Raw genomic sequence first — 23,900 nt, forward strand, 5'->3', positions numbered from 1 at the left:
GATTTCCTTAGTACGACAAACCAAGACATCGCAATTTGCAGTTCTAGTGACATATTCAGTGACACTACCGATCAATAAACGTTCAATCGCATTTAGACCAGTTGCTCCGACAACGATTAAATCAATATTGTGCTTTTTAGGAAAATCATGAGCAATAATGGTCTTGGGTGAACCAAATTCTATTGAATAATGAACATCCTTTACTCCAGCTTTTTGTGCACGTTGGTAATATTCTTCCATGTACTTTTTGGCATCTTCAGAAACTTGTTCAACCATAGCTGAATCAAAACTAGAAACATTTTGGAATGATCTAGTATCAATTACGTGCAGAATTTCTAGTTTAGCACCATTACGTTTAGCGATAGCAACGGCTTTACTGAAAGCGAGATCAGCCTCTTTTGAGCCATCAACAGAAACTTGAATGTGTTGATATTGTGTAAGCATTTATAAGCACCTCTTCCTACATCTATTTTACCAAATTTACTAACATGTTATTAATTGTTTTGATTAAATAATAAGCCAAAAATTAAAATAGTCAAGCAGGCCAATGCAATGGTAATCAAATTCATATATTTGTTGCCAAAAAAGACGATAATCAGACCCAGCACACTTTCGCACATTAAGGCAATGGAAGTCCAGGTTAAGGCTTTTTCCAGTTCTGGATGACTTCCTACATCGTAGATTAAAAATTGACCGCTGCGACGGTGCCACATGTACCATGCAGTCAAAAGCAGCAATATAATAAAGACTATCATTGCGATTTTAATGATCATTAAAAATTCACTCCAATATATAAAAAAGGGCGGTCATCACGACCGTCCTCTTAATTATCTAAGGAAATCTGAGCTGACTGAACATAGCATAATGACGCTTGTTGAACCCGCAATGTTCAATTTCTGAACTAGTATCACAGCGAATATGGATCCTGAAACAAGTCAGTATTCCGATTCGGTAGTTATTTACTAGCTCCCACGTCTTATAGTTTGATCGGTCAACTTTATACATTTAAGCTTGTCGATCAACTCAGATCACTTATTATGTTACGAAAGTTTATGTCGCTTGTCAAGAAAATAGAAAGCCTTTCCATTATTGATTCTTAGTCTTTTTCATAAGTCCATCCGCTTGCATCTTTTTCAATGTTTTGTAAGTGGTGAGTAGACCTTTTTCAATTTTTGAATTGCCCTTTGGCTTAAAATAATGTGTATTTAATAAATTATCTGGCAAATATTGTTGCGCAATCCAATCATTAGGAAAGTCATGCGGATAAATATAATCGACACCATGATTTAACTTTTTTGCTCCTTTATAATGAGCATCCTTTAGACTGGCTGGAATAGAACCGACATTTTTATTTTGTACGTCAGCAATTGCTTCATCAATAGCAGAAATAGCGCTATTGCTTTTTGGCGAAAGAGCCAATTCAATCACTGCGTTTGCTAATGGAATTCTCGCTTCAGGAAAACCTAATTGTTGAGCAGCTTGAATAGCGATTACAGCATGTTGACACGCTGCAGGATTGGCTAAGCCAATATCTTCATAAGCAATTACTGAAAGACGGCGACAAATTGAGATTAAATCTCCAGAATCGATCAAACGTGCTAGATAATGCAAGGAAGCATCGACGTCGGATCCACGAATTGATTTTTGAAAAGCAGAAACCAGATCGTAATGACCATCTCCACTAGCGTCAAAATTTTGGCTCTTCATTTGAATTGAATTAGCCATTTCTTGTTGATTAATCGTAAAATACTGATTTTCTTTTCCAGCTTCCTGGAGTTCTTGTTTAGTTGATAAAACAGCCAATTCCAGGCCATTTAAGGTAGTACGCAGATCACCGTTTCCTTTTTCTATCAATAATTTTTCAGCATCCTTGGTTAAGGTAACATTATATTTGCCCAAGCCGTTTTCCTGATCATGCAACGCGCGTTGAATTGCCTTGTCTGCATCATCTTCTGACAGAGGCTTTAATTCAAAAATTTGACAGCGTGAACGAATAGCGGGAGAGATAGCAATATATGGATTCTCAGTTGTTGCACCAATAAGGATAATTTGTCCGGATTCTAGCAATGGCAATAAAAAATCCTGTTTTGTTTTGTCGAGACGGTGAATTTCATCGAGCAGCAAAATTACTGTACCGCTCATTTTGCCTTCTTCTGCTACTTGTTGCAACTGCTTCTTGCTATCTGTGGCCGCGTTTAGTTTTCTAAAGGCATATTTGGTTGAACCGGCAATTGCACTGGCAATGCTGGTTTTTCCAATTCCAGGAGGACCATACAAGATCATGGATGATAGTAATTTGGCTTCGACCATCCGGCGAATGATTTTGCCTGGTCCAATTAAATGTTGCTGTCCAACAACTTCATCAAGATTTTGTGGTCGCATTCTGTAAGCTAATGGTTTCATTATTTATTACCGTGGAAAAGACGATGCCAAAAGCTGCCTTTCTTTTGTGTACTTGATGAGGTCAGTTCTTCTTTAGGTAGTTCGGAAGGGTAAACCTGATTGATTTCAACGCGCATTTTATTAATTGCCGTCTTGGCGACAACCAACACAGCTGTATCCTGTGGACCTGTTTTAGCTGAATCATCATTAATTAATGTGAATGGAATATTTTTTTGGCTGCAAAGACCTTCGATTTTTCCTAAAAATGAATTATCTTCGATATTGCCATTGATTAAAACGGTATAGCCTTGATAGTCATCAATATGTTCTAAAAACAAAGCTGTTAAATTTGGATCTTTAATTTCAGTATTATTCATTCTTACTAAAACTCGTTCGCGTAAAGAACCTAAATATCTTCTTCGCTCATCGGGTTTAGTTTGGGGAGTAATTCCTTGAGCAGCTTGCTCAACACGCTTACTTAAATCTTGCGTCATTTTTTTCACCTCGATTAAAATTATAGCAAGAAAAAACCTTTCCCATAGGGGAAAGGTTTTCTTTGAATGTAACGTAAAAATTAAAGTAACTTGTTGTACCATTCAACAACAAGAGCTTCGTTAACGTTAGGATCCATTTCGTCACGTTCTGGTAAACGAACAAGGCTCCCTTCCATCTTGTTATCATCAAAGGCAACGTATGATGGACGTGCAGTAACCGCATCAAGGGCATCCTTAACTTGTTGCAAGTTCTTTGACTTTTCCTTCAAGCCGATTGTTTGACCAACCTTAACTTCGTATGAAGGAATATCAACACGCTTGCCATCAACTGTGATGTGACCGTGGTTTACCAATTGTCTTGCTTGTTCTCTAGTAGTTGCCAAGCCAAGACGGTAAACGATGTTGTCCAAACGACGTTCAAGCAAAATCATGAAGTTAGTACCGTGTTGACCTTCACGAATCTTACCAGCACGAGCGAACAAAGCTCTAAATTGGCGTTCGTTCAAGCCGTATGCCCAACGTAACTTTTGCTTTTCGTGTAATTGTTCACCATATTCTGATAAACGACCACGGCTGTTAGTACCATGTTGACCTGGAGCGTAGTTACGACGAGCAATTTCCTTACCAGTACCAGAAAGTGAAACACCTAATCTTCTTGAACGTTTCCAACTTGGACCTGTATATCTTGACATAAATAAATCCTCCAATAAAATCTAATAATAATTTTTGGAGTAAAATATCACAAATAAGTTCAACATTCGTGCATCTCAATTTTCATTTTCGCCCGTTGCAGCGTGGGTTACTCGTTCACTAGATAGCGTATTGAGATGTTGACGTTCTTGTCACTTATAGCTGCAAATATTTTACACGAATACTATTATAAAAGGCAGATAAGAATAAATCAAGAAAAGGCTCGCTTTTATCCCGTTTTTTCTGTGTTTTGGTATAATTATGGTAGTTTTGGAGGATATACAATGTCATCAGTTCAAACCTTAATTATAATTGCGATCATTATTTTAATAATCTTGATTGTTGGATTTATTATTATTCAAAATCGCAAGCATTTGCATGAAATTGAAGCTATTGACAATTCAGTTGACAAAATTGCCAAAATGCATTTGGAACGTGATATTAAACGACTGGATAAGATGGACTTAGCAGGTGAGAGTTTAACTACGCTCAACACTTGGCGCAAGTGCTATCAAGATGCCGCAACTTCTAAAATACCGGAAGTACAGCATTTACTTGAACTAGCTGCTGACGAGAATGCTTCTTATCACTTGTTTAAGGCACGCAAAAATATTAAAAAAGCTCAAGAAATTATTAATAGTACGCTTGATGATATGAAAAATACGCACGACGTCTTTAATGATCTACTTGAATCTAATCGGGAAAATCAGCTGCAATATGATGCTTTAATTAAAACCTACCGTTCAATGCGAAAGAATATTCTTGCTGATTCTTTTAATTACGGTAGCGCACTTAATCAACTTGAAAATAAGTTAAGTTCAATGGAAAGCGATTTTGATGAAGCTAAAAACCTGTCTTCTCAAGGCGATCACGTCGAAGCTAAGCGGGTTTTAACCAAGATCAAAGTAGCCTTAAACGAGTTGAAAGAGCAATTGCCAAAAATCAAAGAAGCAGAGCACCAGCTTGAAACCGTCTTTCAAGATCAATTAAGTGAGCTTTCAGATGCCTACAAAAAGATGATTTCAGAAAAGTTTTACATTAATAAGGTTAATGTGCTTGATGAAATTAAAAAGATTCATGAAGAAATTGATTCAGCACGCAACCTGCTTGCTGGATTGAAGATTGATGAACTTGATAAGGAAAATAAGAAGATTGCTTCTCAAATCGATGATTTATACAATGTTTTAGCAACAGAATATAAAGCACGGCCATTTGTCGAAGAAAACCAAAGCAAGATGTTCACGCTGATCTCACATCAACAAATTGCTTCTAAAAAATTAGTTGAAAAATTGCGTCATATTGATGAAAGCTATGAATTAACTCACGGTGAATTAGATGAAAGCAAACACCTAGAACAAGAAGTCAATGATATGAATCGGCAATATACCGTTGATACGCAAAATATTGCTGATGGTAAGGGCGTTTACTCAGAAATTCAAAATTCATGGTTGGCTATGCTGGATCGTCTGCGTCAGATTGATGCCGAACAAAAGCAAATGTCACAAGATGTCGATGGCTTATATGATTCAGAAAACGTCGCTAATGATTCAATCAAGCATTTTAAGCAAGAAGTTTCATTAGTATATCGTCGTTTGCAACGGCGCAAACTACCTGGAAATCCAGATAGCTTTGTTCAAATGTATACTTTAGTGGTTAATGAAATTGGTCATGTCAGTGAACAATTAAGCGAAGTTCGTATTAATATGGAAAAAATTTCAAATGAATTGATTCAAATTTCTGATGACGTTGAACGGTTAAAACGCGAAGCTGATGATATTATTAATTCCGCTAATCTAGTTGAACTGACGATGCAATATTCCAACAAGTATTCTGATCGGGATGCAATTCAAAAGGCACAAGATAAGGCAATGAAGCTATATCAAAGAAACTATGATTATAAGAACGCTCTTGATACTATCGCAACTGCGCTTGAAAAAGCTGAGCCAGGTGCTTACCAAAGATTGGAAAATTCATATTATTCAGAAAAGAATAACAAATAATTGAAGCTTACTTTTATTTAAGTTACACTTTATAAGTCATTAAACGGTCAATTTTTTGACCGCTTTTTTAGAGGAGTGACTAATTTTGATTTATTTTGATAATAGTGCAACGACTAAAATTGATCCTAGTGTTTTAGCTACTTATGATAAAGTTGCAACTGAAATTTGGGGCAATCCATCAAGTTTGCATAAGATGGGAGATCGTGCCCATCAGCTTTTGGAAGCTTCACGCAAGCAAATTGCTGATTTGTTGGGCGTTAAGCAACACGAAATTTTCTTTACTTCCGGTGGAACTGAGTCCAATAACACAGCAATTAAGGGAACAGCTTTTCAGAAACGCGAATTTGGTAAACACATTATTACTTCCAGTGTAGAACATGCTTCAGTGGCTAATGCTTTCACTAGTTTGCAAAATTTGGGCTACCGTGTAACTCGTCTGCCGGTTGATAAAGATGGCCGCGTTAATGTTAATGATTTACGCAATGCCATTGATTCAGACACAACGCTTGTTTCAATTATGGGTGTTAATAATGAAATCGGAACGATTCAACCGATTGAAGAAATTAGCGATTTATTAAGCAATTACCCGACAATTCAATTTCATGTTGATAATGTTCAGGCGTTAGGTAAAAATATTTGGGATAAAGTTTTTACGCCTAGAGTTGATTTAACGAGTTTATCTGCACATAAGTTTCATGCTCCACGAGGCATTGGAGTTCTGTATAAAAAAGAGGGCAAAATGCTGACTCCGCTTCACGATGGCGGCGGTCAAGAAAAAGGTCTGCGTTCAGGAACTGAAAATTTACCTGCGATCGCGGGCATGGCAAAAGCAATTCGTCTTTTGTTAGAAAATGAGCCAGAAAAGGCTGCCAAAGAGGAAGCAATTAAGGAAAAGATCATTGACTACTTGCAAGATAAACCAGGAATTAAAATCTTCTCACCAGCCAATGCGGTTTTTGCACCACATATTCTTTGTTTTTCATTAGAAGGAATTAGAGGAGAAACTCTAGTCCATACCTTGGAAGATCAGGATATATATGTTTCAACTACATCTGCTTGTGCATCCAAGACTGCAGATGAAGCTAGCACCTTGGTTGCAATGCGAGTTGATGATAAAATAGCAACAAGTGCAATTCGTCTTAGTTTTGATGAAACAAATACTTTAGCAGAAGCTGATCAATTTATTGAAGTATTTGATAAGATATATCATCATTTTGCTAAAATAAATCACTTAGGAGAGAATTAATGATTAAGTATACTGAAGTTATGATTCGGTATGGAGAATTATCAACTAAGGGTAAAAACCGCAAAGATTTCATTGGCCGTTTAGCCGGCAATGTTACTAAAGTTTTGCGTGATTTTCCTGAAATTGAAATTCATCCACGCCATGATCGGATGCATATTGTTTTAAACGGTGCACCTTTTGAGCAAATTGATAAGCGATTAAAAAAGGTTTTCGGAATTCAAACATATTCGCCAGCTATTAAGGTACCCAGAACTTTAAAAGATATTGAAGAAACATCTTTGGCTTTGATGCAGGAAACTTTTAAGGATGGCATGACTTTCAAAATCAATACCAAACGGGCTGATCACCGCTTTGAATATGATACCAATCAGCTAAACAACTTGGTTGGCGACTATCTGTATGACCATATGGATAATTTGAAGGCTGAAATGAAGCATCCAGATTTGGTTTTAAGAATCGAAGTCAGATCTGATGCAATCTATATTTCTAACCAAATGCTGCACGGAATTGGCGGAATGCCAGTAGGAACTGCAGGTAAAGCAGTTATGATGCTGTCTGGCGGAATTGACTCTCCTGTAGCATCATACCTTGCTATGAAACGTGGAGTAGAAATCGAAATGGTTCACTTCTTCAGTCCACCTTACACAACTGAAAAGGCATTGGCTAAGGCAAAGGAATTGACAGGGATTTTGGCCAATTACTGTGGCAAGATCAACTTTATTGCTGTGCCGTTTGCTGAAATTCAGGAAACCATCAAAGAGAAGATTCCTGAAGGCTACTTAATGACAGTTCAGCGCCGCTTCATGCTTCAATTGGCAGATCGAATTAGAGCCAAAAGAGGCGGATTGGCAATCTTCAATGGTGAATCCGTGGGCCAAGTTGCTTCTCAGACTTTGCAATCTATGGTAGCAATTAATGATGTCACTACAACACCAGTTATTCGTCCAGTAGCTACAATGGACAAGACTGAAATCATTGACAGGGCGGAAAAAATTGGTACTTTTGATCTTTCAATTCAACCATTTGAAGATTGTTGTACGATTTTTGCTCCACCTCGTCCTAAGACTAAGCCAAAGTTGGATAAGGCTCGTGCCTATGAAGATCGTTTAGATGCTGAAGGCATGATTCAACGAGCAATGGATAGCATTGAGGTTACCCCAATTTATCCAAATCAAAAGTTTTTGGATGACAAGGCTCAAGAAGATAAAGATCTATTATAAAGATAAGGCTAGAAGGACAACTTCTAGCTTTTTTGTTAGGTAAAGACGAATGCGAATTGATAAGTATTTGGCCAATATGAATGTTGGTTCACGCAAGGACGTGCATAAATTAATTAAATCCGTGATTGTGAGTGTAAATGGGCACCCGGTAACAACGCCAAAAGAAAAAAGTAAACGAAAACGATCAGGTCTTGGTTGGTGAAGAAGAGATTGCCTATCAAAAGTTCCATTATTTTTAATGAATAAACCCAAAGACGTTTTATCTGCGACAGAAGATCGAAGTCAGCGGACTGTGATTTCCTTACTAAAAAATACAGACCGCTATCAAGGAATTAGTCCGGTAGGATGCCTTGATAAAGATACAACTGGTCTGCTTTTACTTACTAATGATGGACAGCTAAATCATGAATTGCTAGCTCCAGGCAAGCATGTCGATAAAATTTATCGCGCCAAAATAGCCGGTCCGATTAATGAAGAAACAGTCAAAACCTTTGCTTCCGGAATGACTTTGGGTGATGATACAAAACTAAAGCCAGCTACATTAAAGATTTTAAGTCAAGATGAAAAAGAAGATACTTCACAGATTGAAATCAAAATTCAGGAAGGAAAATACCATCAAATTAAGCGCATATTTGCTGCAGTGGGGATGAAGGCTATAGAATTAGATCGAATTGCGATGGGTAATTTGCGTTTGCCACCTGATTTAAAACGTGGTGAGTATTGTACTTTAAGTCCAGAAAGGATTCAGCAGATTAGATAATAAACTTTTTTCTTAAAAAGATTCATGCTATAATCAAATGCAACAGCAATGATCAAGAGGTATCAACTTTATTAACAGAGAAAAGCCATACAGCTGAGAGGCCGAAAGTTGATTTGTAGCTTGATTAGCTGATCAGTTGAAATTCAGTAGGCTGATCCGGACACTTCAGCGCCGTTATCGCTTTAAGAGAAGCATTTTAAATGCTTAACGTAGGTGGTACCGCGGTTAGTAAATCGTCCTAGACATTATGTCTAGGACTTTTTTATTGGAGGAAAAATTAATGACAGATTTAGCACCTAAATACAACCCAAATGAGGTTGAAAAAGGCAGATATCAAAAATGGCTTGATGAAGATTTATTTAAGCCATCTGGTGACAAAAAAGCTCACCCATATTCGATTGTTATTCCACCACCAAATGTAACTGGCAAGTTGCACTTGGGTCACGCTTGGGATACGGCAATTCAAGATACTTTAATTAGATTTAAGAGAATGCAAGGCTATGATACTCTTTACCTTCCTGGCATGGACCATGCCGGCATTGCCACTCAAGCTAAGGTTGAGGCACGTTTGCGTGAACAAGGAATTGATCGGCACCAATTAGGTCGAGAAAAGTTCTTAAAGCAGGTCTGGGAATGGAAAGACGAATACGCAAATATTATTAAAGGTCAATGGGCCAAAATGGGTCTTTCACTTGATTATTCACGTGAAAGATTCACTCTTGATAAAGGTTTATCAAAAGCTGTTAGAAAGGTTTTCGTGCAGCTTTATAATGAAGGCCTGATTTATCGTGGTGAATATATCATTAACTGGGATCCAAAGCTTGAAACTGCTTTGAGTGATATTGAGGTTATTCACAAGGATGACAAGGGTGACTTTTACCATATTAAGTATCCATTTGTTGATGGTTCCGGCTATGTAGAAATCGCTACTACTCGTCCTGAAACTATGTTTGGTGATACGGCAGTAGCCGTTGCTCCAGGGGATGAAAGATATAAAGATATTGTGGGCAAAGAGTTGATTTTGCCTTTAGTTGGTCGTCATATTCCAATTATCGAAGATCAACACGTAGATCCTGAATTTGGTACTGGTCTTGTAAAGATTACTCCAGCTCATGACCCTAACGACTTCCAAGTAGGTAATCGTCATAACTTGAGGAGAATCAACGTTATGAATGATGACGGTACAATGAATGAAGAATGTGGCAAATATGCTGGCATGGATCGTTTTGACTGCCGTAAACAATTAGTTGAAGACCTTAAAAAGCAAGGCTACTTAATTAAGGTTGACCCAATTGTCCACTCAGTTGGTCACTCAGAACGTTCGGGCGTTCAAGTAGAACCTCGTCTTTCAAAACAATGGTTTGTAAAGATGAAGCCCCTTGCTGAAAAAGTTCTAGAAAATCAAAAGACTGAAGGCAAGGTTAACTTTGTCCCTGAAAGATTTGAACATACTTTGGAACAATGGATGGGTGATGTTCATGATTGGTGTATTTCACGTCAATTATGGTGGGGTCACCGAATTCCAGCTTGGTACAACAAGAAAACCGGTGAAACCTATGTAGGTGAGGAAGCACCTAAAGATATTGAAAATTGGGATCAAGATCCTGATGTTCTTGATACTTGGTTCTCAAGTGCTTTATGGCCATTTTCTACTTTGGGTTGGCCAGACACTAATGCTGATGACTTTAAGCGTTACTTCCCAACCAATGCTTTGGTAACTGGCTATGATATCATTTTCTTTTGGGTATCAAGAATGATTTTCCAAAGCTTGCACTTTACTCATGAGCGTCCATTTAAGGATGTCGTTCTTCACGGTTTAATGCGTGATCCACAAGGCCGCAAAATGAGTAAGTCATTAGGTAACGGTGTTGATCCAATGGACGTTGTTAACAAATACGGTTGTGACGCTCTTAGATGGTTCCTTCTTAACGGTACTGCTCCAGGACAGGATACTCGTTATGATCCAAAGAAGCTTTCTGCTGCTTGGAACTTTATTAATAAGATTTGGAATGCATCACGTTTCGTAATTATGAACTTGCCAGCAGATGCTAAGCCAGCCCATATGCCAGATACTTCAAAATTTGATTTGGCTGACAGTTGGATCTTTGATCGCCTTAACCATGTTGTCGGCGAAGTAATTCGTTTGTTTGATGAATATAAATTCGGTGAAGCTGGTCGTGAGCTTTACAACTTTATCTGGAATGATTTCTGTGACTGGTACATCGAAATTTCTAAGGTTGCTTTAAATGGTGATGATCAAGAATTAAAGGCTAGAAAGCAAGAAAACTTAATTTGGATTCTTGACCAAATCTTGCGTTTGATGCACCCAATTATGCCATTCGTAACTGAAAAATTGTGGTTATCAATGCCTCATGAAGGCAAATCAATCATGATTGCTAAATTCCCTGAAACTCATAAGGAATTTGAAAATAAGCAAGCAGATGAAGATATGGCCTTCTTAATTGAAGTAATTAAGGCTGTTCGTAATATTAGAATGGAAGTTAATGCTCCAATGTCATCACAAATTGATATTATGATTCAATTGGATGATGAAAAGGACAAGCATATTTTGGATGACAACGTCGAATATGTTGAAAACTTCTTACACCCAAAGAAGCTTGATGTTGCTGAAAAGATTGAAGCACCAAAACTTGCTAAGACGGCTGTTATTCCAGGAGCACAAGTCTTTGTTCCATTAACTGAATTGGTCAATGTTGACGACGAATTAAAGAAGATGGAAAAAGAAGAAGCAAGATTAGTTGGCGAAGTTGAACGTTCAACTAAGAAACTTTCTAACCAAAGCTTTATTGCTCATGCTCCTGAAGCTGTTGTTAATAAAGAAAAGGAAAAGAAAGCTGATTACGAAAGTCAATTAGCAGGTGTACGTGAAAGAATTCAAGAATTGAAAGAAAGTAAATAGCGTGAAGTTTTTAACTGCTCATGATGTAATTAAACATCTTTATTCTTTGCCGCATCTTCATCCGAAAAATGACTTATCTTTTATTAAACGGATTTTGTCATCTTTAGGTGATCCGCAAAACAAGGTGAAGACAATTCATGTGACAGGAACTAATGGGAAGGGCTCTACGTCTTACTATCTAAGCAATTTACTGCAAAAGGCAGGTCAAAAGACTGGTCTTTTTGTCTCACCTTATGTTCGTGAATTTAATGAGCGAATCCAGCTGAATGGTCAAGACATTCCAAATTCGGATTTAGTGAAGGTTGCCAATATTGTCGAGAGCAAAATCGAACTTTTGCAAAAAGACGATCCTAACTTTGCATTAGTTACTTTTGAATATGAAACAGCACTTGCTTTTGAATATTTTTACTTAAACAGATGTGATTATGCCGTGATTGAAGTGGGAATTGGCGGCCAACATGACAAGACCAATGTTATTTGTCCTGAAGTTAGTGTAATTACAACCATTGGACTTGACCATGAAAAAATTATTGGGCCAACGATTGAAGACATTGCTCATGAAAAAAGCGGCATTATTAAGTCGAAAAAGCCTGTAGTTTTAGGTAATGTTCCGCAAACAGTTTTACCTATTTTGCTAAAAAAAGCTAACGAAACAAAGTCTTCAGTTTATCTGTTAGGCCGGGATTATACAGTTGAGACAACCAAAAATATTCAGTACTGTTTTAAAAATCATCAAATAGTTTTTGCCAAGCGACCATTAGTTGAAAGCTATGACATCGCTATTGCTGTTACCGCTTTTTATTTATTGCATCTCCCGCTGGAAGAAAAGATGATTGAAAAGGCAATTGATCAAACCAATATTCCAGGACGGTATCAGATCATTAGTAAGGCGCCGAAAATAGTTTTAGATGGTGCTCATAATATCCAAGCGATGAATAATTTGCTGTCGTTTTTGCATCAAGTTAAAAATAAAGATGGTCGCCTTTATTGCCTAGTAACAATGATGAAAGATAAGGATCTAAAACAAGTTTTTGATTTGTTTGAAGACCAGGATAAAGTTACTTTAACTACTGTTCCATATCCTCGAGCAACAAAACTTAACGATTTTCCCGCTGAAGTAAGAGAAAAATATGCCTACGATGCAAATTATTGCCATGCTTACCAAAATTTAAAAAATAAATTGTCTAAAAATGATATTCTGTTAGTAACTGGTTCTTTTTATTTAGTAAGTGCAATATTGCAAGTGGAGGATCCAATCAATGCAAGTGCAAGGGATTAATGATGAAATTAAAGGCATTCTGTTTGATTTAGACGGATTATTGGTTAATTCCGAAAAATTATACTGGGATTCAAATATTCAAGCTGCAAAAGAGGCAAAGCTTGATATTCCCGAAGACAGCTATCTAAAATTGACAGGTGCGACTGTTCAGGAAATGCAAGATTTTTATCATAAGTATTTTAAAACGACTGCTGAGCGTGATCGTTTTATCAAAAGGACTGATGAGTTAGTCTGGCAATGGACTGATGAAGGAAAATTGAAATTGCAGCCGGGTGTCCAAGCAGCCTTGGATCGTTTTCAAGCTTTAGGCCTGAAAATGGCAATTGCCTCAAGCAATTATGAGGATGTACTTGAACATGCATTATGGGCAACAGGAATTCGCAACTATTTTGATTTTCATTTGAGCTATTTGGATGTCCAAAAGGGTAATATTAAAGCTAAACCGGCACCGGATATTTATCTAGCTGCTGCGAAAAGAATTAATTTACCTAAAGAAAATTTGCTTGTTTTTGAAGATTCATCAACTGGTGTGCAAGCTGCTAAAAATGCGGACATCAAAGTGGTTATGATTCCCGATTTAAAGGCACCTTCGGCAAAAGACCGTGCAAATGCCACGATGATTTGCAAAAACTTTTTTGAATTTTTAGAAAAAATTAGATGATTTTCCCGTATTTAATAATGAGGGGGTTTCTATGGAAAAAACAAAACCAAATCATTATATTGTAAATACGGATCAAGAACTCTTGCTTCACCTTTTTCATCAATTGGAAGATGCAGGATATCAAACTTTACCGGAGCTAGAAGAAAAAATTTTGCAGCTAAAACTGTATTCTTTCTCTGATTTGTTTAATTATATTTCAGGTCCTGCTTGCGATCAGGAGATTGCGGTTGCTATTGAAGAAGTAGCAGATCGTTTGCGTCTGTCTGAGCCAAAAAGGAATACAGTTTTCACTTCTAGTCGAGAAGTTGGAAATTATTTAGCCAATAAACTAGTTGGTCATAAGCAAGAAGAGTTTTGGGTTTTATATATTGATAACGGCAATCATATTGTCGCGGAAAAGAAAATTTCGCAGGGAACTTTAGATCGTTCTTTAGTTCATCCGCGTGATGTTTTTAGGTGGGCTGTTCTGTTTAATTGTGCTAGTATCATAGTTGCTCACAATCATCCGAGCGGAAAGCTGATGCCTTCACAAAGTGATCTTAAATTGACGGATGATCTTATTAAAATAGCGGGTTTGATGAAAATTAATTTTTTAGATCATTTTATTTTGGGCAAAGGCCATTACTTAAGCATGAAAGAGAATGAATTGTTTTAAATCCTTTAAAATTTGAACGAAAATCAGCTTTAAGTAAACTTTATGCTATAATTATTCAAGATTCAGAGACCGCAAGTATTAAGGAGAGATTTTCGTGTTTGGATTAGGTTCAAAAAATATTGGTATTGATTTAGGTACCGCAAATACTTTAGTTTATATGGAAGGCAAAGGGATTGTTTTAAGAGAGCCTTCCGTTGTTGCTAAAAATACGCAAACTGGTGAAGTTATTGCAATTGGTTCAGAAGCCAAGGAAATGATTGGTAGAACCCCAGGTACTATTCGTGCAATTCGTCCAATGAAGGATGGGGTAATTGCCGATTACGATACAACTGCTGCTATGCTTAAATACTTCATGGAAAAAACTGTTGGCAAGTCAAAGCCTTCAGTAATGATTTGTGTTCCATCAGGCGTCACTGAAGTTGAAAAGCGTGCTGTTATTGATGCAGCCCGTGTTGCTGGTGCCCGTGAAGCTTTCGTAATTGAAGAGCCATTTGCTGCCGCTATTGGTGCCGGTCTTCCAGTTATGGATCCAACTGGTTCAATGGTTGTTGACATTGGTGGTGGTACTACTGATGTTGCTACTATTGGTTTAGGTGGTATTGTTTCATCAACTTCAATTCGTCAAGCTGGTGATAAATTTAATAGTGCAATCATTAACTTGATCCACTCAAAATTCAATTTATTGATTGGTGAAAGAACTGCAGAAGATATTAAGATTCAAATTGGTTCAGCTTCCGTAAAGAAAGCAGAAGAAATTGAATCAATGAATATTCGTGGACGTGATTTAGTAACTGGTTTGCCAAAATCAATTGATATTGAAGCAGTTGATGTTGCTAAAGCAATTCAAGACGTTGTTCAAGACATTATTGTTGCAATTAAGGAAACTCTTGAACAAACATCTCCTGAAATTGCAGCTGATGTTATCGATCATGGTATTGTGTTAACTGGTGGTGGTGCTTTGTTAAAGAACTTGCCAGAAGTTATTTCAGAAGCTACCAAAGTTCCAGTATTTATTGCTCAAGATCCACTTGACTGTGTAGCCATCGGTACTGGTGAATCACTTAAGAATATTGAAGTAATGCGTAGAAGTCGTAAATAAAAGTTAAAAAATCCGGCTGAAGCCGGTTTTTCTATAGGATCATTTCTGTATGAAGAAATTTCTACAAAACAAAAAGTTATTATCTGCATTTATCATTGTCATTGTTATTATTGCCGTTTTAGGCGGAAGCGTGAGCTTAAGAAATAAGAGAAATAGTCCTTTATTTATTCAAAGCTTCGGTAATGATATTGTCGCAGTTGGTTCGAGGATTGTCGATGTTCCGTTAGGTTTAATTTCTGGTGGTTTAAATAATGTAAATAGTCTTCTAAATACTCAACAGGAGAACGATTATTTAAAGAGCAAAGTCACTGATTTAGGACAAACTAAGGCAAGAAACCAAGCTTTAGCTGCAGAGAATAAGCAGTTAAAAGCAGCCTTAAAATTGAAGGATACGTTAACTGGATACAGTTTAATCAATGCATCTGTTATTTCTCGCTCTCCTGATACTTGGTCTGATCTGTTAGTGATTAATAAAGGATCATCAAGCGGTATTGCTAAGAATCAAGCCGTCATGTGTGGTGGAGGAGTCATTGGCCGTGTAATTGAGGTTAGTGCAGCTTCATCAAAAATCGAATTGATTACAACAACGGATAAGTCTGCCAACCGTTTTGCCGTACAAGCTACTGCTACCAATGGCAAGACTGTCCACGGACTTATTACCGTTAATACCAATGGCGGTTTAGCCTTTACCCAAGTAGTTGATAGCAACAAGCTGAAAAAGGGTACAAAAGTATATACCAGCGGTATGGGTGGCAATTCACCTAAAGGATTATTAATTGGAACAGTTGAGGCAACTACGAGAGACTCCTTTGGCCTGTCAAACATGATTAATATTAAACCAGCTGGAGAAATCAATGATCCATCTGTTGTTTCAGTTATTGTCAGAAAGGTGGCAAAGTAATGCGCATTTTTCGTGAGTGGGTATTAGCCATTGCTTTATTTGTGGCCTTAACTTTAGATGGCAGCATCTCACTATACTTACATCAGTTTATGACTTGGAATACATACGGTGCTAGTTGCTGGATCATGCCGATTGGAATTATGCTGATTGGACTGTTTGATGATGTCAATAGCAAGGAAATCTGGTTAGCTCTTGGAGCAGGCATTGTGGCTGATATTTCTACATTAGGAATTATTGGTATTTATACAGTTTTCTTGCCACTTGCTTGTTGGGCTTGCCAAAGAGTTGCACGTTTTTTGCCAGAGGTATTTTGGTCACGTCTTTTGGTTGTCTTATTGGGTTTAACCTTGCTTGATCTTTATAGTTGGGTTGTTTTAAGTCTTGTTGGCATAATTACAGTTTCAGTTCATATGATGTTAATGAGCTTATTGCTAAATCTAGGTTGGTCTATCATCTTTTTCGTTTTGACTTACTGGATTTGGGGAAATTTAGCAACTAACTACCCATTTATGGTTGATTTGAATGCTTATCGGCAATAAGAAAAAGACGCAGGAAATTATTTCCTACGTCTTTTTTGTTTTGTTTTTAAAAAGCTCCAAGAGAAGCTAAAGCTTGCGCGATAATTGCGGCTAGCGTAATAAAGGCCATTAAGAGTGCCATTACAATAGTTAACTTTTGAAAAAAGGACTTCTTTTTCTTTCTACGTGCCATGAACTAAACCTCCTATTTGTTACATTTTATTCTTCTTACCAGTTTTTTTCAATGAAGTAAAAAGGTAGAATAGAAAAGATGGAGGAAAAATAATGCTTTTGATAATTTTGATACCAGTAATAGGAATTTTAGCGGCCGGGTTAGTTACGAAGATTTTCCCAAAAGCTCAATTTAAAGGATACGATGTTTTACCTTTTTTCTTTATCCCAAGTTGCAATTTAATTACTAATTTACAAAACAGACCATCATTTTTGCCGTATGGCTTTTTGCTTTTCTTTTTGTTGGCAATTGTCTTAACAATTGGAGCTGCAGTAAAGGAGAAAAATATTGCTTTAGGCAAGACTATCCATAAATTATGGGGCTACTTAAGTCTTTGCTCAGTGATGTGGTATTTGGGCTTAATTTGCATGATGATGGCTTAAAATCCCCACATTTAGATTAGAATGATCATTAACCTTGAAGTATCAAGCTTCAAGGTTTTTTTATTTATTCAAAAAAGCTAAATCAAAATAAAAATATTTAAAAATTTGACCTTTTTAGGTCATTGTGTGGTAGGAAGTGGTGAATTGTGGTAAATTATTCTGTGGGAGGGGGCTAGACCATGTTCATGGGTGAATACCATCATAATTTGGACAGTAAAGGTCGCTTGATTATACCAGCGAAACTGCGTAATCAAATTGGTGACAAAATGGTATTTACCAGAGGAATGGAAGGCTGCATTTTCGGCTATACATTAGATGTATGGCATGAAATTGAAGCCAAATTAGCGCAACTTCCGTTGACTAAGAGAAATGTACGTAATTTTATGCGTTTATTTTATTCTGGTGCGATGGAAAGCGAATTTGACAAGCAAGGTCGTGTTAATCTGACCAAGACATTAAAACAACACGCCGGGCTTGAAAAAGAATGTGTTATCGTAGGTGTTTCTAACCGAATCGAAATTTGGTCTAAGGAACGTTGGGAAGACTTTTCACAGTCTGCTAATGAAAACTATGATGACATCGCAGAAGATTTGGACGACATTGGACTATAATATGAAATTCAAACACACCAGTGTACTCTTACACGAAACTATAGATAATTTAAAACCAAAAGACGGTGGTCTTTACGTCGATGCAACTTTCGGCGGTGGTGGACATGCGAAATATCTGCTAAGCAAGTTGAATACGGGGACACTAATTGGTTTTGATCAAGATGAATATGCAATAAAGGCAGCAAAGTTGAACTTTACTGATTTATTACAAGAGGATAGTAATCCTAGGTTACAACTCGTACATGACAACTTTAGTCATTTGGAGCAGGACCTAGTAAAGCTGGGCTATCCAGATGGCATTGATGGCATTTATTATGACTTAGGTGTATCTTCACCACAATTTGATCAAGCTGAGCGGGGTTTTTCGTATCGATATAATGCAAGATTAGATATGAGAATGGATCAAAGCAAAGAGCTTGATGCATATCAATTAGTAAATCAAAGCAGTCAACGAGATTTGGCAAATATTTTGTACAAATATGGCGATGAAAAATTTTCACGTCAAATTGCTCATCGAATCGTTGAAAAACGCAGAGAAAAGCCAATTGAAACTACCTTCGAACTGGTAGATATCATCAAAGAAGCAATTCCTGCTTATGCACGAAGGACTGGCGGGCATCCAGCAAAGAAAAGTTTTCAGGCTCTAAGAGTGGCGGTTAACCATGAATTAGAAGTCTTGCAAACTTCTCTTGAGGAAGCAGTTAAGCTTTTACGTCCGAAAGGGCGGATCAGCGTAATAACGTTCCAGTCTGATGAAGACAAAATCGTTAAAAAAATATTTAAGAAATACTCTGAAGTAGAAGTACCCAGAGGGATGCCGATGATTCCAGATGGAATGAAACCAACACTTCGTTTGGTGAATCGCAAACCTATTACTGCTTCTGCTTTGGAATTGGAAAACAACAACCGCTCACACAGTGCAAAACTACGGGTTGCAGAGAAGATATAAAGAGGAAATGTTTATGGCTGATAGTTCTGCAAGAAGAATTGAATTTGAACCAAACAGAGAACCAAAATCTGTTAAAGTTAGGCGGATTGCTCCGAATCCACATCAAGTGCGTTGGACTGGTCTAGAAAGAACTTTAGTTGTATTGGGAAGCGCCATTACCTTAGGAATGATGGTTTTCCTAGTTTCTTCAAGTATTTCTGCGACCTCAGCGCAGCAAAAGCTCTCAGGTGTTGAACAATCCATTACCAATAAACAAAACAATATCACTAGTCTCAATCAAGAGATTGGTGAATTGACTTCCATTTCACGCTTGAAGAAGATTGCTCGCAGTAAAGGTCTAACGTTAATTGAAAAAAACATTAGGACAGTTCGCTAATGAAAAAGAAAAATAATAGTTTAAAACTACAAAAATCCAAAGCCCACGGCTACCGCTTTACGGTGGGGAGAATTCTCCAACTAGCCGTGGCTTTGGTTTTTCTTGTGTTTGTGGGAAGATTTTTATATATCGGTATTTCAAAAACAGTCCAAGGTCAAAATTTGTCGACTCGTACAAAACAGCTTTATATGCGCAATCAAGTGCTTAAAGCTAATCGAGGCACGATTTATGATCGCAATGGTTTGGTAATTGCAGAGGACTCGCATCTTTATACAATTTACGCGATATTAGACAAGTCTTCGATTAATTATAAAAATAAACCAGAATACGTTGTTAACAAACAAAAAACAGCGAAGCAATTGGCAAAGGTTTTGCCGATTTCGGAAAAGAAGATTCTACAGTATCTTTCACCCAAGTCTAAAGCCTTTCAAGTTCAATTTGGTTCTGCCGGTAGCGGCTTAACTAAAGATCAAAAAGAAAAAATTGAAGCGATGAAATTGCCAGGAATTAAATTTATCGAAACTCCTTCACGGCTTTACCCGAATGGTGTTTTTGCATCGCACGTTGTTGGTTTAGCTCAACCAGAATACAACAAGAAGACTAATTCGCAGACAATTGTCGGAACAATGGGACTAGAAGCGTGGTTCAATAAAACTTTGACTGGAACAGACGGTTATGAAATCTCTTCATTTGATGCTTCAGAGAATCAAACGCCTAATTCAACTCAGACCTTTAAAGCTGCAAAGAACGGAAACAATTTATATTTGACGCTTGATTCGCAACTTCAGAGTCTATTGGAAGAAAAACTGAGTGAAGTTCAAAAAGCTTATGATCCAGTAAGTATGACGGCAGTCGTTGAAGATATGAAAACTGGGAAAGTAATGGCCGCTTCTCAAAGACCGACTTTTAATCCGCAAACCAAAAAGGGATTAACTAAATCATATCGAGATATATTGGTTCAAGATACCTATGAACCTGGTTCGGTCTTCAAAATCTTGACTTTGGCTGCGGCTATTAATAGTGGCAATTATCACCCTAACCAGTACTACAATTCAGGATCTGTAAATGTTGGTGGCTCGACAATCCATGACTGGCTCACTTCTGGTTGGGGAAGTATTCCTTTGTCTCAAGCATTCCCACGTTCAAGTAACGTTGGTTTCGTTCATATTGAGCAAGCAATGGGTGCCAAAACTTGGCGCAAATATTTGAATCGTTTTAGAATTGGTAAAAAGACGGACGTAACATTGCCAGGCGAACAAGCAGGACTGATTTCCTTTAAAGGAGTTACCGACCAAGCCGTAACGAGTTTTGGTCAGGGTGTTAATGTCAATGTCATGCAAATTATGCAAGCATTCAGTAGTTTGGGCAATAATGGTCAAATGGTTAAACCACAATTTGTTGATAAGATTACTGATGCAAATGGCAAGACGATTAAATCCTACCAAGTTAAAAAAGTTGGAAAACCTGTTTATAGCAAAGCTACTCGTAAATTGTTGATTAAGAATATGAAACGAGTTTTAAACAAACAAATTGGTACCGGTTATGCATACAAGATGTCAGGTATTAGTTTGGGAGTAAAAACCGGTACGGCGCAAATTGCTAAACCAAATGGTGGCGGCTATTTAACTGGTGACAGCAACTATATCTTCTCAGTAGTCGGTGTTACGCCAACTAAGAATCCACGTTATTGCGTTTATTTGACATTAAAGCAACCAAGAAAGATGACGGTATCTGCTGAAAAGATTCTTGCATCGATTTTCAAGCCAGTTATGCGTCTGGTTGTCATTATGTCTAAAAGTGAAAGTTCGGCTTCTAGTTCTTCAGTAGTTAAAACACCTAGCTTAACGCAGACGTCTTATGCTAAAGCCAAGAAAAAGGCAACTGCTGCTGGATTAAACGTTTTAAAGATTTCTAGTGGCGACAAAATTGTTAAACAGGGTGTCAAAAAGGAACAAAAAGTATCTTCCGGTTCAACTATCCTTCTTCTAGGTGATGGTACAGCTAAATGTCCAAACATGAAGGGTTGGAGCCTAGAAGAGCTGAATCAGTTTGCAAACTTGACTGGAGTTAAATTAACGATTAAAGGCTCAGGTACCGTTAATAAACAGAGTCTAAAAGTTGGTACCAAGATAAAAACAGGGCAAAAGATTAGTATTAATTTAAAGGAGTAACAAGATGGTAATAAGCTTTATTGCACTAGTGAGTTCACTGGTATTAACGGCTATTTTCTTGCCATGGTTAATTATGTTTATGCATTCTCATCATGAAGGACAAGAAGTTCGTGATGAAGGACCTAAATGGCACAAAAAGAAATCCGGCACTCCAACAATGGGAGGTACGATTTTTGTAATTGCCGCAGTTATTTCCACTATTTGGGTTTCGGCTTGGCAACATCAAATTAATAAAACAGTTTGGATTTTGATTATTTCATTATTGGGGTACGGTATTATCGGCTTCCTGGATGATGGTATTAAACTTTATTACAAGCGTAATCTTGGCTTACGTGCATGGCAAAAATTAGCTTTGCAAATTGTGACTGCGATTGCAATTGTTTTAATTGCTGCTAGTGACAATTTCAGCTTTGGCTTATACATTCCATTTGCTGGCATTGTTAAGAGTGCTGTATTGTTCACTATTTTTATCATTTTCTGGTTGGTTGGCTTCTCAAATGCTGTTAACCTTTCAGATGGATTGGATGGTTTAGCAACAGGTTTATCAATCGTAGCTTATGGTACATATGCTTATCTTGCCTTTAAGCAACACAATTCAGCTATCTTAATCTTTTGTATGAGTGTAATTGGTGGTTTAATTGCATTCTTCATCTTCAACCATAAACCTGCTAAAATCTTTATGGGAGATGCTGGTTCATTGGCCCTTGGTGGTGGTTTAGCAGCTGTAAGTATCTTTCTTAACAGACCATGGTCCTTGCTTTTAGTTGGTATTGTCTTTGTTTGTGAAACTGCAAGTGTAATTCTGCAGGTTATTTCTTTCCAAACTACAGGGAAGAGAATTTTTAAAATGACGCCAATCCACCACCACTTTGAAATGTTAGGCTGGTCAGAATGGAAAGTCGATATTGTCTTTTGGATCATAGGTTTGATTGGCAGTATTATTTACTTATGTATTTGGGGATAAAACAATAAATGAAACAGATCGATACATATAAAGATAAAAATATTCTAGTTTTAGGTTTAGGAAAAAGTGGCTTTGCAGTTAGCAAAGTGCTTCTTCAATTAGGCGCCAAGTTGACTTTAAATGATAAGGCTGATCTGGACAAAAATGATAAAGCACAAGAACTCAAAAAGTTAGGCGTAAGAGTAATTGGCGGACATCATCCCGTTGAATTATTCGATCAAGAGCATTTTGACTACATGGTTAAAAACCCAGGAATTCCTTATGAAAATCCAATGGTGCAAAAAGCTGAGGAAAAGAAAGTTCCCATTATCACAGAACCTGAGATTGCTTTAAGCTGCAGTGAAGCACCTTATGTTTGCGTAACTGGTTCAAATGGTAAAACTACTACAGTTATGCTGACGCAAAGAATTTTGGATCATCATTTGCAAAAGTCTGGGCATCATGCATATGCTGTTGGCAACATTGGTGTCCCAATTTCCGAGGTAGTTCCTAAAGCCACAAAGGATGACATCTTGGTGGTTGAAATTTCAAGTTTCCAATTATTGGGTGTCACTGATATCGATCCTAAAGTGGCAGCAATTATAGATATTTATCATAATGTTCACTTGGATTATCACAAGACTTTCGAAAATTATGTAAATGCTAAATTGAATGTTACTCGTTTCCAAAATTCAGCAGATTATTTCATTGCAAACTTTGATCAAAAAGATATTTTGAAGAAGGAAAAAGAAACTACTAAAGCAAAAATTCAAACCTTCTCTGAAAAAGATAATTCAGCGGACTACTTTATTGGTGATGAATACCTTGAAAGTCAAAGCGAAAAGATTATGAAGATCGATGACATTAAATTGCCAGGTATTCATAACCAACAAAACTGTTTAGTTGCCATTGCTATTTCCAAATTAATGGGTGCCGAAAATGATGATATTCAAGCTGTTTTAAGCACTTTTGCTGGTGCTAAGCACCGTCTGCAATATGTCATGACTTTGGATGGCAGAAAAATTTATAATGATTCAAAATCAACCAATATTGAAGCAGCCACTGTGGCTATTCCATCATTTAAGCAGCCAGAGGTTTTGATTGCAGGTGGACTTGATCGTGGCTTTACTTTTGATTCATTGGTTCCGCTTTTTAAAGAGCATGTTAAGGCCATTGTCTTGTATGGTGAAACAAAGTATTTGTTGGCTGATGCAGCAAGAAAAGCTGGCATTAAAGATATTGTAATCGAAAATACTTTACAAGAGGCAGTACCAAAGGCATATGAATTAACCGAACCTGGTGATGTTTTATTGTTCTCACCAGCATGTGCATCATGGGACCAATTTAGAACATTCGAAGAACGTGGAGACTATTTCGTAAGTTTTGTAAAGGAATTAAAGACTAAATAAA

At 37.2% G+C, this 23,900-nt stretch carries 23 protein-coding genes and 1 pseudogene; 18 read left to right on the forward strand and 6 right to left on the reverse strand.

Annotated features, from left to right (window positions below; translation table 11 throughout):
- The 5 genes from HMPREF0493_RS01055 to rpsD all read right to left on the reverse strand — a co-directional run.
- A partial coding sequence (locus tag HMPREF0493_RS01055; protein WP_006351390.1) for a universal stress protein occupies positions 1-444 on the reverse strand: 444 nt, incomplete at its 3' end.
- Between the two features lie 50 nt (positions 445-494).
- The gene (locus tag HMPREF0493_RS01060) at positions 495-773 is read right to left on the reverse strand and encodes a hypothetical protein (protein ID WP_006351391.1); all 279 of its coding nucleotides are present in this window, start codon (positions 771-773) and stop codon (positions 495-497) included.
- A gap of 313 nt (positions 774-1,086) precedes the next feature.
- Complete coding sequence (locus tag HMPREF0493_RS01065) at positions 1,087-2,403, reverse strand: replication-associated recombination protein A (protein ID WP_006351392.1); 1,317 nt, start codon at positions 2,401-2,403, stop codon at positions 1,087-1,089.
- Positions 2,403-2,876 (reverse strand): YueI family protein, encoded by a 474-nt coding sequence (locus HMPREF0493_RS01070; RefSeq protein WP_040456809.1) that lies wholly within the window; start codon positions 2,874-2,876, stop codon positions 2,403-2,405. The genes HMPREF0493_RS01065 and HMPREF0493_RS01070 overlap by 1 nt, the downstream gene beginning before the upstream one ends.
- Before the next feature lie 80 nt (positions 2,877-2,956).
- Positions 2,957-3,568 carry a 30S ribosomal protein S4 gene (gene rpsD / locus HMPREF0493_RS01075; RefSeq protein ID WP_006351394.1) on the reverse strand — a complete coding sequence of 204 codons (612 nt, stop codon included), beginning with the start codon at positions 3,566-3,568 and terminating at the stop codon, positions 2,957-2,959.
- A gap of 282 nt (positions 3,569-3,850) precedes the next feature.
- Here rpsD and ezrA point away from each other — a divergent pair, with 282 nt between their 5' ends.
- From ezrA to mreD, 11 genes and pseudogenes are all read left to right on the forward strand, one after another.
- Positions 3,851-5,566: a septation ring formation regulator EzrA gene (gene ezrA / locus HMPREF0493_RS01080; RefSeq protein ID WP_040456812.1), complete on the forward strand. Its 1,716-nt coding sequence runs from the start codon at positions 3,851-3,853 to the stop codon at positions 5,564-5,566.
- 85 nt (positions 5,567-5,651) lie between these two features.
- Positions 5,652-6,812 carry a cysteine desulfurase family protein gene (locus tag HMPREF0493_RS01085; protein WP_006351396.1) on the forward strand — a complete coding sequence of 387 codons (1,161 nt, stop codon included), beginning with the start codon at positions 5,652-5,654 and terminating at the stop codon, positions 6,810-6,812.
- Positions 6,813-6,814: 2 nt separating this feature from the next.
- Positions 6,815-8,032, forward strand: a complete 1,218-nt coding sequence (thiI, locus tag HMPREF0493_RS01090; protein ID WP_040456843.1) for a tRNA uracil 4-sulfurtransferase ThiI — start codon at positions 6,815-6,817, stop codon at positions 8,030-8,032.
- A 49-nt stretch (positions 8,033-8,081) separates the two neighbouring features.
- Positions 8,082-8,792, forward strand: a pseudogene (locus HMPREF0493_RS01095) (pseudouridine synthase).
- A gap of 280 nt (positions 8,793-9,072) precedes the next feature.
- Entirely contained in the window at positions 9,073-11,712 is a 2,640-nt protein-coding gene (locus HMPREF0493_RS01100; RefSeq protein WP_040456815.1) for a valine--tRNA ligase, read from the forward strand.
- Position 11,713: 1 nt separating this feature from the next.
- Entirely contained in the window at positions 11,714-12,991 is a 1,278-nt protein-coding gene (locus HMPREF0493_RS01105) for a bifunctional folylpolyglutamate synthase/dihydrofolate synthase (protein ID WP_006351401.1), read from the forward strand.
- Positions 12,972-13,652 (forward strand): HAD family hydrolase, encoded by a 681-nt coding sequence (locus HMPREF0493_RS01110; RefSeq protein WP_006351402.1) that lies wholly within the window; start codon positions 12,972-12,974, stop codon positions 13,650-13,652. The genes HMPREF0493_RS01105 and HMPREF0493_RS01110 overlap by 20 nt, the downstream gene beginning before the upstream one ends.
- Before the next feature lie 31 nt (positions 13,653-13,683).
- On the forward strand, positions 13,684-14,307 hold the full coding sequence (locus tag HMPREF0493_RS01115) for a JAB domain-containing protein (protein ID WP_006351403.1): 624 nt from the start codon (positions 13,684-13,686) through the stop codon (positions 14,305-14,307).
- Positions 14,308-14,401: 94 nt separating this feature from the next.
- Positions 14,402-15,406, forward strand: a complete 1,005-nt coding sequence (locus HMPREF0493_RS01120) for a rod shape-determining protein (protein WP_006351404.1) — start codon at positions 14,402-14,404, stop codon at positions 15,404-15,406.
- 49 nt (positions 15,407-15,455) lie between these two features.
- A complete protein-coding gene (mreC, locus tag HMPREF0493_RS01125) occupies positions 15,456-16,307 on the forward strand; it encodes a rod shape-determining protein MreC (protein ID WP_006351405.1) in 852 nt (283 codons plus the stop codon).
- Positions 16,307-16,846: a rod shape-determining protein MreD gene (gene mreD, locus HMPREF0493_RS01130; protein ID WP_006351406.1), complete on the forward strand. Its 540-nt coding sequence runs from the start codon at positions 16,307-16,309 to the stop codon at positions 16,844-16,846. Before mreC ends, mreD begins: the two co-directional genes overlap by 1 nt.
- A 46-nt stretch (positions 16,847-16,892) precedes the next feature.
- On the opposite strand, the gene HMPREF0493_RS08240 is transcribed toward mreD, so the two are convergent.
- Positions 16,893-17,018 (reverse strand): DUF4044 domain-containing protein, encoded by a 126-nt coding sequence (locus HMPREF0493_RS08240; protein WP_006351407.1) that lies wholly within the window; start codon positions 17,016-17,018, stop codon positions 16,893-16,895.
- Between the two features lie 92 nt (positions 17,019-17,110).
- On the opposite strand from HMPREF0493_RS08240, the gene HMPREF0493_RS01135 reads away from it, so the two are divergent.
- The 7 genes from HMPREF0493_RS01135 (at position 17,111) to murD (ending at position 23,899) form a co-directional block, all read left to right on the forward strand.
- Positions 17,111-17,440 (forward strand): DUF3397 domain-containing protein, encoded by a 330-nt coding sequence (locus HMPREF0493_RS01135; RefSeq protein WP_006351408.1) that lies wholly within the window; start codon positions 17,111-17,113, stop codon positions 17,438-17,440.
- A 179-nt stretch (positions 17,441-17,619) separates the two neighbouring features.
- The gene (gene mraZ, locus HMPREF0493_RS01140; protein WP_006351409.1) at positions 17,620-18,051 is read left to right on the forward strand and encodes a division/cell wall cluster transcriptional repressor MraZ; all 432 of its coding nucleotides are present in this window, start codon (positions 17,620-17,622) and stop codon (positions 18,049-18,051) included.
- 1 nt (position 18,052) lies between these two features.
- Positions 18,053-19,000 (forward strand): 16S rRNA (cytosine(1402)-N(4))-methyltransferase RsmH, encoded by a 948-nt coding sequence (gene rsmH / locus HMPREF0493_RS01145; RefSeq protein ID WP_006351410.1) that lies wholly within the window; start codon positions 18,053-18,055, stop codon positions 18,998-19,000.
- A gap of 13 nt (positions 19,001-19,013) precedes the next feature.
- On the forward strand, positions 19,014-19,376 hold the full coding sequence (gene ftsL / locus HMPREF0493_RS01150; protein ID WP_040456819.1) for a cell division protein FtsL: 363 nt from the start codon (positions 19,014-19,016) through the stop codon (positions 19,374-19,376).
- On the forward strand, positions 19,376-21,547 hold the full coding sequence (locus HMPREF0493_RS01155) for a penicillin-binding protein (RefSeq protein ID WP_006351412.1): 2,172 nt from the start codon (positions 19,376-19,378) through the stop codon (positions 21,545-21,547). Before ftsL ends, HMPREF0493_RS01155 begins: the two co-directional genes overlap by 1 nt.
- A gap of 4 nt (positions 21,548-21,551) precedes the next feature.
- Positions 21,552-22,511, forward strand: coding sequence for a phospho-N-acetylmuramoyl-pentapeptide-transferase (gene mraY / locus HMPREF0493_RS01160; RefSeq protein WP_006351413.1), 960 nt, complete (start codon positions 21,552-21,554; stop codon positions 22,509-22,511).
- 8 nt (positions 22,512-22,519) lie between these two features.
- Entirely contained in the window at positions 22,520-23,899 is a 1,380-nt protein-coding gene (gene murD / locus HMPREF0493_RS01165) for a UDP-N-acetylmuramoyl-L-alanine--D-glutamate ligase (protein WP_006351414.1), read from the forward strand.
- Position 23,900 lies beyond the last annotated feature (1 nt).

It is taken from the genome of Lactobacillus amylolyticus DSM 11664 (assembly GCF_000178475.1).
GTDB lineage: Bacteria > Bacillota > Bacilli > Lactobacillales > Lactobacillaceae > Lactobacillus > Lactobacillus amylolyticus.

Bases quoted from the DNA above. Each gene is read 5' to 3' on its own strand.
- rpsD (WP_006351394.1), bottom strand. From the start codon at position 3,568: ATGTCAAGATATACAGGTCCAAGTTGGAAACGTTCAAGAAGATTAGGT.
- mraY (WP_006351413.1), top strand. From the start codon at position 21,552: ATGGTAATAAGCTTTATTGCACTAGTGAGTTCACTGGTATTAACGGCT.
- HMPREF0493_RS01115 (WP_006351403.1), top strand. From the start codon at position 13,684: ATGGAAAAAACAAAACCAAATCATTATATTGTAAATACGGATCAAGAA.
- murD (WP_006351414.1), top strand. From the start codon at position 22,520: ATGAAACAGATCGATACATATAAAGATAAAAATATTCTAGTTTTAGGT.
- mraZ (WP_006351409.1), top strand. From the start codon at position 17,620: ATGTTCATGGGTGAATACCATCATAATTTGGACAGTAAAGGTCGCTTG.
- HMPREF0493_RS01100 (WP_040456815.1), top strand. From the start codon at position 9,073: ATGACAGATTTAGCACCTAAATACAACCCAAATGAGGTTGAAAAAGGC.
- HMPREF0493_RS01110 (WP_006351402.1), top strand. From the start codon at position 12,972: ATGCAAGTGCAAGGGATTAATGATGAAATTAAAGGCATTCTGTTTGAT.
- HMPREF0493_RS08240 (WP_006351407.1), bottom strand. From the start codon at position 17,018: ATGGCACGTAGAAAGAAAAAGAAGTCCTTTTTTCAAAAGTTAACTATT.
- HMPREF0493_RS01060 (WP_006351391.1), bottom strand. From the start codon at position 773: ATGATCATTAAAATCGCAATGATAGTCTTTATTATATTGCTGCTTTTG.
- mreD (WP_006351406.1), top strand. From the start codon at position 16,307: ATGCGCATTTTTCGTGAGTGGGTATTAGCCATTGCTTTATTTGTGGCC.
- HMPREF0493_RS01070 (WP_040456809.1), bottom strand. From the start codon at position 2,876: ATGACGCAAGATTTAAGTAAGCGTGTTGAGCAAGCTGCTCAAGGAATT.
- HMPREF0493_RS01135 (WP_006351408.1), top strand. From the start codon at position 17,111: ATGCTTTTGATAATTTTGATACCAGTAATAGGAATTTTAGCGGCCGGG.
- HMPREF0493_RS01065 (WP_006351392.1), bottom strand. From the start codon at position 2,403: ATGAAACCATTAGCTTACAGAATGCGACCACAAAATCTTGATGAAGTT.
- ezrA (WP_040456812.1), top strand. From the start codon at position 3,851: ATGTCATCAGTTCAAACCTTAATTATAATTGCGATCATTATTTTAATA.
- mreC (WP_006351405.1), top strand. From the start codon at position 15,456: ATGAAGAAATTTCTACAAAACAAAAAGTTATTATCTGCATTTATCATT.
- rsmH (WP_006351410.1), top strand. From the start codon at position 18,053: ATGAAATTCAAACACACCAGTGTACTCTTACACGAAACTATAGATAAT.
- ftsL (WP_040456819.1), top strand. From the start codon at position 19,014: ATGGCTGATAGTTCTGCAAGAAGAATTGAATTTGAACCAAACAGAGAA.
- HMPREF0493_RS01155 (WP_006351412.1), top strand. From the start codon at position 19,376: ATGAAAAAGAAAAATAATAGTTTAAAACTACAAAAATCCAAAGCCCAC.